The 10995-nt window shown below is 71.3% G+C and carries 11 protein-coding genes; 9 read left to right on the top strand and 2 right to left on the bottom strand.

The annotated features are described in order from the left end of the window. The first annotated feature begins 105 nt into the window (after window positions 1-105). Complete coding sequence (locus AB3X07_RS16030) at window positions 106-1158, top strand: aldose epimerase family protein (protein ID WP_369939606.1); 1053 nt, start codon at window positions 106-108, stop codon at window positions 1156-1158. Window positions 1159-1307: 149 nt separating this feature from the next. On the opposite strand, the gene AB3X07_RS16025 is transcribed toward AB3X07_RS16030, so the two are convergent. Next, window positions 1308-2102 (bottom strand): cytochrome C assembly family protein, encoded by a 795-nt coding sequence (locus tag AB3X07_RS16025; protein WP_369939605.1) that lies wholly within the window; start codon window positions 2100-2102, stop codon window positions 1308-1310. Window positions 2103-2396: 294 nt separating this feature from the next. On the opposite strand from AB3X07_RS16025, the gene ffh reads away from it, so the two are divergent. From ffh to rplS, 8 genes are all read left to right on the top strand, one after another. Next, window positions 2397-3776, top strand: coding sequence for a signal recognition particle protein (gene ffh / locus AB3X07_RS16020; RefSeq protein WP_369939604.1), 1380 nt, complete (start codon window positions 2397-2399; stop codon window positions 3774-3776). A gap of 157 nt (window positions 3777-3933) precedes the next feature. Further along, window positions 3934-4752: a DUF2314 domain-containing protein gene (locus AB3X07_RS16015; RefSeq protein ID WP_369939603.1), complete on the top strand. Its 819-nt coding sequence runs from the start codon at window positions 3934-3936 to the stop codon at window positions 4750-4752. Between the two features lies 1 nt (window position 4753). Next, window positions 4754-5842 (top strand): NAD(P)H-dependent flavin oxidoreductase, encoded by a 1089-nt coding sequence (locus tag AB3X07_RS16010; protein WP_369939602.1) that lies wholly within the window; start codon window positions 4754-4756, stop codon window positions 5840-5842. Next, window positions 5839-6639, top strand: a complete 801-nt coding sequence (locus tag AB3X07_RS16005; protein WP_369939601.1) for an aminotransferase class IV — start codon at window positions 5839-5841, stop codon at window positions 6637-6639. The genes AB3X07_RS16010 and AB3X07_RS16005 overlap by 4 nt, the downstream gene beginning before the upstream one ends. Before the next feature lie 186 nt (window positions 6640-6825). Further along, a complete protein-coding gene (rpsP, locus tag AB3X07_RS16000) occupies window positions 6826-7086 on the top strand; it encodes a 30S ribosomal protein S16 (RefSeq protein WP_145701131.1) in 261 nt (86 codons plus the stop codon). A 43-nt stretch (window positions 7087-7129) separates the two neighbouring features. Further along, window positions 7130-7642 carry a ribosome maturation factor RimM gene (gene rimM, locus AB3X07_RS15995; RefSeq protein WP_369939599.1) on the top strand — a complete coding sequence of 171 codons (513 nt, stop codon included), beginning with the start codon at window positions 7130-7132 and terminating at the stop codon, window positions 7640-7642. A 73-nt stretch (window positions 7643-7715) separates the two neighbouring features. After that, window positions 7716-8498 (top strand): tRNA (guanosine(37)-N1)-methyltransferase TrmD, encoded by a 783-nt coding sequence (gene trmD / locus AB3X07_RS15990; protein ID WP_369939598.1) that lies wholly within the window; start codon window positions 7716-7718, stop codon window positions 8496-8498. A gap of 132 nt (window positions 8499-8630) precedes the next feature. Next, a complete protein-coding gene (gene rplS, locus AB3X07_RS15985; RefSeq protein WP_128421712.1) occupies window positions 8631-9047 on the top strand; it encodes a 50S ribosomal protein L19 in 417 nt (138 codons plus the stop codon). 269 nt (window positions 9048-9316) lie between these two features. On the opposite strand, the gene AB3X07_RS15980 is transcribed toward rplS, so the two are convergent. Beyond that, window positions 9317-10777, bottom strand: coding sequence for an MATE family efflux transporter (locus tag AB3X07_RS15980; protein ID WP_369939596.1), 1461 nt, complete (start codon window positions 10775-10777; stop codon window positions 9317-9319). Window positions 10778-10995 lie beyond the last annotated feature (218 nt).

The following is a 10995-nucleotide window of genomic DNA, read 5'->3' as shown; positions in this document are numbered from 1 at the left end:
GCGGTCGCGCGACGCGGCGATGGCTTGCCGGCGGTCGGGCTGGTTATGCTGCGCGGCCCGCGCGGAAATCCATCCACTTCCGCGCACTCAACCAGGACTCCCCGCATGTCATCGATCTTCGGCCAGCTCCCCGACGGCACCGCCATCCATCGCCTGGTGCTGGACAGCGGTGCGGGCCTGCGCGCGGAACTGCTGACCTACGGCGGCCTGCTGCGCAGCCTCAGCCTGGACACCGCGCGCGGCCGCACCGACCTGGTGCTCGGCCTGCCGACGCTGGACGCCTACCTGCAGGATCCGGCCTACCTGGGCGTGCTGGTCGGCCGCTTCGGCAACCGCATCGCCGGATCGGCCTTCAGCGTGGACGGGCAGCGCCACGCGGTCACCGCCAACGAGGGCGCCAATCATCTGCATGGCGGCGCGCTCGGCTTCGGGCGCCGGGTGTGGACGCTGCAGGCGCGGACCGAACGCAGCCTGCAACTGCGCTACGACTCGCCGGCCGGCGAGGAAGGCTACCCGGGCAACGTCCGGTTCACCGCCGACTTCAGCGTGCACGGCCAGACCCTGGAACTGGAGTTCGGCGCGCAGACCGATGCGCCGACGCCGCTCAACCTCACCCATCATCCCTACTTCAATCTGGCCGGCGACAGCCGCGTGGCGGCCGCCGCGCAGCGGCTGCGGGTGCCGGCCGACCGTTACCTGCCGGTGGCCGACGCGGCGCTGCTGCCCAGCGGCGAGATCGCCAGCGTGGCCGGCACGCCGTTCGATTTCCGCACGCCGCGCGCGATCGCCGACAAGGACAGCGCCGGCGATCCGCAGTTGCGTCTGAGCGGCGGCTACGACCATTGCCTGGTGCTGGCCGCGGCGCGCGACTGCAGCGCCGTGCTGTATTCGCCGCACAGCGGCGTGGCGATGCGCATCGCCAGCGCGATGCCCGCGCTGCAGCTGTACGAAGGGCATTGGCTGGACCGCCAGCATCCGGGCCTGGGCCGCGGCATCTGCCTGGAGCCGCAGGGCTATCCGGATGCGCCCAACCAGCCGGGCTTCCCGGACACCATCCTGCGTCCGGGCCAGGTCTATCGGCACCGCATCGTCTACCGCTTCGTCGAGGTCGGCGCGGATGCCGAGTGGGATGCGATCGAGGCCGCATTGGCCGAGTGAAGTGTCGGGTTCCGGCTGCTTGCGGGCGGCGCGACTCCTGTAGGAGCGGCTTCAGCCGCGACGCCACGTCTGCACGATAACCGGGTGCGCTGGCATTCCGTCGCGGCTGAAGCCGCTCCTACAGGGAGGCGTTGAGATCCCCAGCGCCGCTACTGCGGATAGCCGAGCACCAGTTCGATCACGAACTTGCTGCCGAAGAACGCCAGCAGCAGCAACACCATCGCCGCCAGCGTCCAGTGCACCGCCTTGATCCCGCGCCAGCCGTAGCGCCAGCGGCCGAACAGCAGCGCGCCGAACACGATCCACGACAGCACGCTGAGCACGGTCTTGTGCACCAGCCGCTGCGCCAGGAAATCCTGCACGAACAGCACGCCGGTCAGCAGGGTCAGGGTCAGCAGGATGAAGCCGACCACGATGGTGCGGAACAGCAGCGTCTCCAGCGCGGTCAACGGCGGCAGCGCGCGCAGCCACGGGTGGAAGTCGCGACGGCGCAGCGCGCGTTCCTGCAGCCACAGCATCACCGCCAGCAATGCGGCGATGCCCAGGGTGGCGTAGGCCAGCAGCGCCATCCAGGCGTGCAGCTGCAGCCGCCAGTCCAGCATCGGCGCCGGCTCGTGGCCGTACCCGTGATAGGCCAGCAGCAGCGCCGCCGACAGCGGGAACACCACCACGCCCAGCGCCGCCATGCGTCCGCTGGCGCCGACCAGGGTGGTCATCAGCGCCATGCCCAGGCTGACCAGCGACAGCGCGGCGAAGAAGTGCATGTCCGGCCCGCCGGCGGTGTGCAGCGCCACCTGGACGTGATAGGCCGCGTGCAACGCCACCGCGGGCAGCGCCACCCATAGCCAGCCGCGGCTGCGCTCGACCTGGTCGCGCACCACCGAGCCGACCAGCAGGCCGGTGGCGGTCAGATACAGCAGGGTCGCGACGAGGACGAGGAGCATCGCGTCAGTTTCGCATATCGGGGCTGCGCCCGTGGTGCCGCCGCTGGGCGCGTAAGCCCGCATGTCGGCTCCGCAGCCGCGCCGAGTCCCCGCTGCGGGGCTTTCCCGGAAGCCGCGCTGGACGCTGGCCGGTAGCGGCGGCCGGTTCGGTCCGCGCACCGGCCATCGCGCCCTGGCGCCGCCAGCCCCGCCGATTGGCAGGGCGCAGCTGGGGCAGCCGTTGTACGGCCGTCTCCGGGTTGCCGGGCGTGCGCGGCTATAATCGACGGCCGTTTCCCGTCGCGACCCGCCCGCATGTTCGAATCCCTCACCCAACGCCTCTCCGGCACCATGCAGCGCCTGCGCGGCCGCGGCCGCCTGACCGAGGAGAACATCCGCGAAGCCACCCGCGAAGTGCGCATCGCGCTGCTCGAGGCCGACGTCGCCCTGCCGGTGGTGCAGGCGCTGATCGAGCGCATCAAGGTGCGCGCGGTCGGCCAGGAGGTGCTCAAGAGCCTGACCCCCGGCCAGGCGCTGATCAAGGTCGTGCGCGACGAGCTGACCGCGGTGATGGGCTCGGCCGCCAGCGACCTCAACCTCAACGTGCCGGCGCCGGCGATCGTGCTGATGGCCGGCCTGCAGGGCGCGGGCAAGACCACCACGGTCGGCAAGCTGGCCAAGCACCTGAAGGAAAAGCGCAAGAAGAAGGTGATGGTGGTGTCGGCCGACGTGTACCGCCCGGCCGCGATCGAGCAGCTCAAGACCCTGGCCGAGCAGGTCGGGGTGCTGTTCTTCCCGTCGGAGGCCTCGCAGCAGCCGGTGGACATCGTCCGCGCCGCCATCGCCGACGCGCGCAAGTCCTTCGTCGACGTGCTGCTGGTGGATACCGCCGGCCGCCTGGCCATCGACGCGGCGATGATGACCGAGATCAAGGCGCTGCACGCCGCGATCGTCCCGGCCGAGACGCTGTTCGTGGTCGATGCGATGACCGGCCAGGACGCGGCCAACACCGCCAAGGCGTTCAGCGAGGCGCTGCCGCTGACCGGCGTGGTGCTGACCAAGACCGACGGCGATGCCCGCGGCGGCGCCGCGCTGAGCGTGCGCTACATCACCGGCAAGCCGATCAAGTTCATCGGCGTCGGCGAGAAGCCCGACGGCCTGGACGTGTTCCATCCCGACCGCCTGGCCAGCCGCATCCTGGACATGGGCGACGTGTTGTCGCTGGTCGAGCAGGTCGAGCACCAGGTCGACAAGGACAAGGCGCAGAAGCTGGCCGAGAAGGTCGCCAAGGGCAAGAAGTTCGACCTCAACGACATGCGCGACCAGCTCGAGCAGATGCAGAACATGGGCGGCCTGTCCGGGCTGATGGACAAGCTGCCGGGCATGGGCCAGATCCCCGAGCACCTCAAGCAGCAGGTCGCCGGCAACAAGGACGTGCCGCGGATGATCGCCATCATCGGCTCGATGACCAAGAAGGAGCGGCGCAACCCGGCGCTGCTCAACGGCTCGCGCCGCGCCCGCATCGCGCGCGGCTCCGGCACCCAGCCGGCCGACGTCAACAAGCTGATGAAGCAGTTCCAGCAGATGGAAAAGATGATGTCGAAGATGGCCGGCGGCGGCATGAAGGGCCTGATGCGCGGCATGAAGGGCATGATGGGCGGCATGGGCGGGCGCGGCGGCCTGCCGTTCCGCTGACCCGCGGCCGGCGCGCCGCACGCATGCGCGGCGCGCGTTGGAATCTCGCTATCCCGATCGCAGCGTTCGAGGCCCGCGCCCGATGCGGGCGGCGCATGGATTCGCGCGCCGCGGCCACCGCGTCTGCGATCCGTTGCAACCACAGGAGACCACCGCGATGAGTCAGGATTCCACTTATTCCGTGGACGGCGAGGACGCCGCGATGCTGGAGGCGTTCCACGCCGCGCGTCGCACCTTCAAGTTCTTTTGGCGCGAACTGTCCTGGGAGTACCGGCGCATCGTGCCGGGGCTGGACATGGCGGCGGTGAAGCTGGCCTTCGAGACCGACGCCGACGACCGCGACGCGCCGCGGGTCGAGCACATGTGGGTCGGCGAGGTGCAGTTCGACGGTGACACCGTTTCCGGCACGCTGCTCAACGATCCGGGCTACATCTCCTCGTTGCACGCCGGCGACGCCGTCGCCGCTCCGGTCGCCGAACTGGAGGACTGGATGTACGTCATCGATGGCAAGGCCTACGGCGGCTACACCATCGACGCGATGCGCCGCGGCATGTCCGCGGCCGAGCGCGCCGAGCACGATGGCGCGTGGGGGCTGGACTTCGCTGCGCCCGGGCAGGTCAGGCTGGTGCCGGCGGCGAAGAAGCCTGGGCTGCTAGGCGGTCTGTTCGGTCGCAACGACAAGGTCGAGGACGACGCCGACGCGCTCGCGCTGCGCGAGCACCCGATGAGCGAGAACGCGGGGCCGCGCATGGACGAGGATCTGCGCAACCGCCCCGATATGGCGCAGATGGTCGACGAGCAGGGCTGGACGCTGCTGCAGCGCGACGCGCTGGCCGGCAACTATCAACCGGTGGAAACGCTATTGCGGCACGGGGCCGATCCGTCGCTGCGCAATCCGCAGGGGCGCACGGCGCTGGAGCTGGCGCAGCAGATGCAGTGGCCGCGGATCGTGCAACTGTTGCAGCAGGCGCGCTGAGATGGAGGGCCTGGCCGGCGGGGAATCCGCGGCGCGTGCGCGGGCGTCGCGCTTTTGCCGGGATGTCGGCCTGCGCCTGCCGATCCTGCTCAGTCCGATGGCCGGCACCTGTCCGGTGCCGCTGTCGGCGGCGGCGGTCGCAGCCGGCGGTATGGGCGCGATGGGCGCGGTGCTGTCGTCGCCGCAGGACATCGTGCAATGGATGGAGGCGTTCCGCGCCGCCGGCGGCGGGCCGACCCAGGTCAATCTGTGGGTGCCCGATCCGCCGCCGCGGCGCGATGCCGCCGCCGAGGCCGAGGTGCGCGCCTTCCTCGGCGCCTGGGGGCCGCCGGTCGATGTCGCTACCGGCGATGCGACGCCGGCCGATTTCGACGCCCAGTTCGACGCCTTGCTCGCGGCGCGGCCGGCGGTGGCCTCGTCGATCATGGGCCTGTTCCGGCCGGACCAGGTGCGGCGCCTGCGCCAGGCCGGGATCGCCTGGTTCGCCTGCGCCACGACCCTGGACGAGGCGCTGGCCGCGGAAGCGGCCGGTGCCGACGCGGTGGTCGCGCAGGGGGCCGAGGCCGGCGGCCACCGCGGCGCCTTCGACGCCGGCAACGCCGAGCGGCAGTTGACCGGGCTGTTCGCGCTGCTGCCACGGCTGGCCGACCGACTGCGGGTGCCGGTGATCGCCGCCGGCGGCATCGGCGACGGCCGTGGCATCGCCGCCGCGCTGACCCTGGGCGCGAGCGCGGTGCAGATCGGCACCGCCTTGCTGCGGACGCCGGAGGCGGCGCTGGCGCCGACCTGGGCCGCGGCCCTGGCCGCGGCCGAGCCGGAGCAGACCACGCTGACCCGCGCCTTCTCCGGCCGCCTGGGCCGGGCGCTGGCTACCGACTACGTGCGCGCCGCGGCCGCCGCGGAGGCGCCGCCGCCACGCCCGTATCCGGTGCAGCGCGCCCTGACCGCGCCGATGCGCCAGGCCGCCCTGCGCGCCGACCGCCTCGCGGCGATGCAGGCCTGGGCCGGGCAGTCGGCATGGATGGCGCCGGCCGAGCCGGCGGCGGCGTTGCTGACGCGCTGGTGGCAACATGCGCAGGCCCTGCTGTGACCGCGCAGGTGTTCCACCACGGACGCGCGGCCACGGCCGAGGTGCTGGCCGCCGCGGCGCTGGTCAACTACGGCCATTTCAGCACCATGCAGGTCCGCGACGGCGCCGTGCGCGGCTTGGATCTGCATCTGCGGCGGCTGCAGCAGGCCAACCTGGCCCTGTTCGGCAGCGCCTTGGCGGCGGAGCGTGTGCGTGAGGAACTGCGCGCGGCGCTGGCCGCGGCCGGGCGCGCCGACGCCGCGCTGCGCGTCACCGTGTTCTGGCCCGCGTTCAGCCTGCGCCGGGCGGATGCCAACTGCACCGTGGAGCTGTTGGTGTCGCTGGCCGAGCCGGCGCAGGCGGACCCCGCGCCGCTGCGCCTGCGCAGCAGCGCCTTCGCGCGCGAGGCGCCGCAGTTCAAGCATGTCGGCACCTTCGCCGCGTTCCACCAGCGTCGCCTGGCGCAGCAGGCCGGCAGCGACGATGCGCTGTTCGTGGACGCGCAGGGGCAGGTGATGGAGGGGCCGACCTGGAATCTGGGGCTGTGGGATGGCACCTGTCTGCACTGGCCGCAGGCGCCGGCGCTGCACGGCACCCAGCAGCGGTTGCTACAGGCGGGCCTGGCCGCGCTGGGCGTGGCGCAGCGCGAGCGGCCGCTGTCGCTGCAAGCATTCGGGGCGGACGTGGCCGCCTTCACCTGCAACGCCCGCGGCCAGCAGGCGGTCGCGGCGGTGGACGGACGCGCGCTGGGTCCGGCCGCGGACCTGCTGGCGTTGCTGGAGGATGCGCTGCTTACCCAGCCCTGGCAGGCGATCTGAGCCCCCAGGGAGATGGCGCCGCCATTGGCGGCGCTTCTCGCGAATCCCCAATCCCCAATCCCCAATCCCCAATCCCCAATCCCCAATCCCTGTGCGGCGGCAGCGACTTGGCAGCGGGCAGGGCGGTGGCTATAATCGCCGGCTCACCGCGCCATCCTGGCGACTGGGCAACACCGGAAACTCACCATGGTCAAGATCCGCCTTACCCGTGGCGGCGCCAAGAAGCGCCCCTTCTACCACATCATCGTCACCGACGTGCGCAGCGCGCGCGACGGTCGCAACATCGAGCGCCTGGGCTACTACAACCCGGTCGCGCAGGGCGCCGAGCCGCGCATCGTGCTGGACCTTCCGCGCGTGGACCATTGGGTCTCCAACGGCGCGCAGCTGACCGACAAGGTGCGCAACCTGTATAAGGAAGCCACCAAGGCCCAGGCCGCCGCGGCCTGATCCTGCGGGCTGCGCCCAGCGCGCGGCCCTTGCGTTTGCCCCGATGAAAGACAGCCAGCGCCGCATCCTGCTCGGTCGGGTCCTTGGCGCGTTCGGCATCCGTGGCGAGGCCAAGCTCGAGTCCTGGACCGAGCCGCGCCTCGCCATTTTCCGTTATCAGCCCTGGATCGTGCGCAAGCCCGACGGCAGCGAAAGCAGCCTCGATGGCGTGCGCGGCCGCGAGTCCGGCAAGTACCTGATCGCCACCTTGCCCGGCGTCACCGACCGCGACGCGGTCGAGGCCCTGCGCGGCACCGAGATCTACGTGGCGCGCAGCAGCCTGCCGCCGCCGCGCCCGGACGAGTACTACTGGGTGGACCTGGAAGGCCTGGATGTGCGCACCGTCGAGGGCGTGCCGCTGGGGCAGGTGTCGCACCTGTTCTCCACCGGCGCCAACGACGTGCTGGTGGTCCGCGGCGACCGCGAGCGGCTGGTGCCGTTCGTGCAACCGGACTACATCAAGTCGGTGGATTTCGAGGCCAACCTGGTCGTGGTCGACTGGGACCCCGAGTTCTGAGCGATGCCGGCGCGCGCGCCGGCCCCGCTGTTGCTTTTGCGAATCCCCAATCCCGACTCCCCAATCCCCGCCCATGCGCATCGACGTCATCAGCCTGTTCCCCGAGTTCGTCGCCCAGTGCGCCGCGTTCGGTGTGGTCGGGCGTGCGCAGGAGCGCGCGTTGCTAGACCTGCACGGCTGGAACCCGCGCGACTACGCCAGCGGCGGCTACCGCAAGGTGGACGACCGTCCGTTCGGCGGCGGCCCGGGCATGGTGATGATGATCGAGCCGCTGCAGGCCTGCCTGCAGGCGCTGCGCGAGGCCGACCCGCAACCGGCGCCGGTGATCTACCTGAGCCCGCAGGGCAAGCCGCTGACCCAGGCCAGGGCGCGCGAACTGGCCGCGTTGCCGCGGCTGGTGCTGCTGTGCGGGCGCTACGAGGGTGTGGACGAGCGCTTCGTCGCCGCGATGGTGGACGAGGAACTCTCGATCGGCGACTACGTGCTGTCCGGCGGCGAACTGGCCGCGGCGGTGCTGGTGGACGCGGTGACGCGGCTGCAGGAAGGCGCGCTGAACGACACCGAATCCGCCGCCCAGGACAGCTTCGAGGGCCCGGACGGCCTGCTCGACTGCCCGCACTACACCCACCCGCGCGAGCACGCGCTGGGCGAGGTGCCGGCGATCCTGCGTTCCGGCAACCACGCCGCGATCGCGCGCTGGCGGCGCATGCAGGCGCTGGGGCGGACCTGGCTGCGGCGTCCGGACCTGCTCGACGAAGCCGGGCTGAGCAAGGCCGACCGGCGCCTGCTGGAGGAATTTCGCCAGGGCCTGGCGGCCGAGGCGGCGCCCGTGCAGGAAAATCCGTCCAAGCCCTAGCCACGGCGGCACGACTGGGTTAAAATGCCCGGCTTTCCGGCCAGTGCGTTCCGCGCTTGGCCCATTCCGATATCGCGCAATCGCCGTGCGGCGACTGCCGGACCACCTCACCAGACACAAGCGGTGCCCACCATGAGCAAGCTCAACAAGACCATCCTGGCCGACTTCGAAGCCGCCCAGATCCAGCGCAAGCTGCCGGAGTTCAACCAGGGCGACACCGTCGTCGTCAACGTCAAGGTGAAGGAAGGCAACCGCGAGCGCGTGCAGGCCTACGAAGGCGTGGTGATCGGCACCAAGAACGCCGGCCTGAACTCCTCGTTCACCGTGCGCAAGATTTCCCACGGCTTCGGCGTGGAGCGCGTGTTCCAGACCCACAGCGCCATCATCGACTCGGTCGAAGTGAAGCGCCGCGGCAAGGTCCGCGCCGGCAAGCTGTACTACCTGCGTGGCCTGGAAGGCAAGGCCGCCCGCATCAAGGAAGATCTGGCCGCCGCTGCGCAGGCCAAGGTCGCGCGCCAGGCCGCTGCGGCCGCCGCCAAGGCCGAGTAATCCCCAGCGACTTCGGTCGCTGCCGCGACGGCCGCCTTCGGGCGGCCGTTCGCGTTTTGGGGATCGGCCATGGTGCCGGTTTCGTCCAGCCAAGGCCGCGCGCGGAAAGCCCCTGTAGGAGCGGCTTCAGCCGCGACAGACGCCCGACCGGAATCCAGGCGCATCCAGGCGCTGAGCGGCAATGGCTTGCGGGGATCCCCGGTCGCGGCTGAAGCCGCTCCTACACAAGGCTGGGATTCGGCGGCAAGGCATCGCCCACACCCAAACAATCAGCGCGCCGGATCCTGCGCGGCCGCCACGTCGGCCACCGGGGCCGGCGGTTGCGCGGGCACTTCCGCCGGGTGCGCGAGCGTGTCCGGTCGCGAGGGCGCCAGCATCCGCGCCTTGCGCCAGTTGCCCCAGCGGTAATACGCCAGCGACAGCAGCATCGCGCAGGTGGCGCTGGTCGGGAAACTCCACCACACCGCGTCGGCGCCCAACTGCGGTTGCAGCAAATGCGCGAACGGCACGCGCACGCCCCACAGCGACAGCGCCAGGATCAGCAGCGGCGGGATCACCGCGCCGGTGGCGCGGACCACGCCGGAGATCACGAAGGTCACGCCGAAGAACAGGAACGACCACACCGCGATGTGGTTGAGGTGGCGCGCGATCTCCAGCGCGGCGCTGTGCGGCGGCAGGAACAGCGCCAGGGTCCAGCGGTCGAGCAGGATCAGCGGCGCGATCAGCGCGCCGGTCAGCAGGAAGTTGAACAGCACGCCCTTGCGCGCGGTCGCCGCGACCCGGTCCCAGCGCTGCGCGCCGACGTTCTGCGCGGCCATCGACGAGCAGGCGGCGCCGATCGCCATCGCCGGCATCTGCAGATAGGTCCACAGCTGCAGCGCGGCGCCGTACGCGGCCGAGGTGTCGGTGCCGTAGCCGTTGACCATCGAGATCATCACGATCATCGCCAGCGAGATCAGCACCATCTGCAGGCCCATCGGCACGCCCTTGACCACCAGCGCGCGCAGGATCGTCGCATCGAGGCGGAACAGCCGCGCGTCCTGCCGGCCCAGCCACAGCACATGGCGCTTGTGCCGCAGGTACAGCAACAGTCCGCCCAGGGCGATGGCCTGCGCGATCAGCGTGGCCCAGGCAGCGCCGGCGATGCCCAGCCTGGGGAACGGCCCCAGCCCGAACAGCAGCAGCGGATTGAAGCCGATGTCCAGCGCCACCGACAGCAGCAGGAAGCGGAACGGCGTGCGCGAGTCGCCGGTGCCGCGCAGCGCCGCCGACAGGAACGCGAACGCGTACAGCAGCGGCATCGCCAGGAAGATCACCCGCAGGTAGGCCTCGGCCAGCGGCAGCGACGCCGCCGGCGTGCCCATTGCCGCCAGCAGGTGCCGCGCCAGCCACCAGCCGCAGGCCGCGATCAGCACCGAGATGCCGATGAAGAAGGTCGCGCTGGTGCCCATCACCCGCCGCGCCTGCGCCACGTCGCCGCGGCCCATCGCCTGGCCGATCAGGATGGTGGCGGCCATGCCGATGCCGAACACCGAGCCGATCAGGAAGAACATGATGCTGTTGGCGTTGGCCGCGGCGGTCAGCGCCGCCTCGCCGAGGTAGCGGCCCACCCAGATCGCGTTGACCGAGCCGTTCAGCGACTGCGCGATGTTGCCGGCGAGGATCGGCAGCGAGAACAGCAGCAACTGGCGGCCGATCGGGCCTTCGGTCAGCGCGGCGGGCTTTTGCATCGGATGCCTGCGAGGGGCGGGAAAGGCGTGCACACTAGCACCGGCACCCGGCCACCGGGAGGCAACCGACGGCAGATGTGGCGCGGCCGGCCAAGGCCTAGAATGGATGCGTCGATGCGAACCAGGCGCCTTGCGTCGCGCGGCTGCCGCGCACGCGGCGGGGCGCGAGCGGTGACGGAGACTTGCAATGCGGCGACCGCGCCGCCACCTGCATGCAA

It is taken from the genome of Xanthomonas sp. DAR 35659, assembly GCF_041242975.1.
Lineage (GTDB): Bacteria > Pseudomonadota > Gammaproteobacteria > Xanthomonadales > Xanthomonadaceae > Xanthomonas_A > Xanthomonas_A medicagonis.
This window is presented reverse-complemented; position numbering and strand designations above follow the sequence as displayed.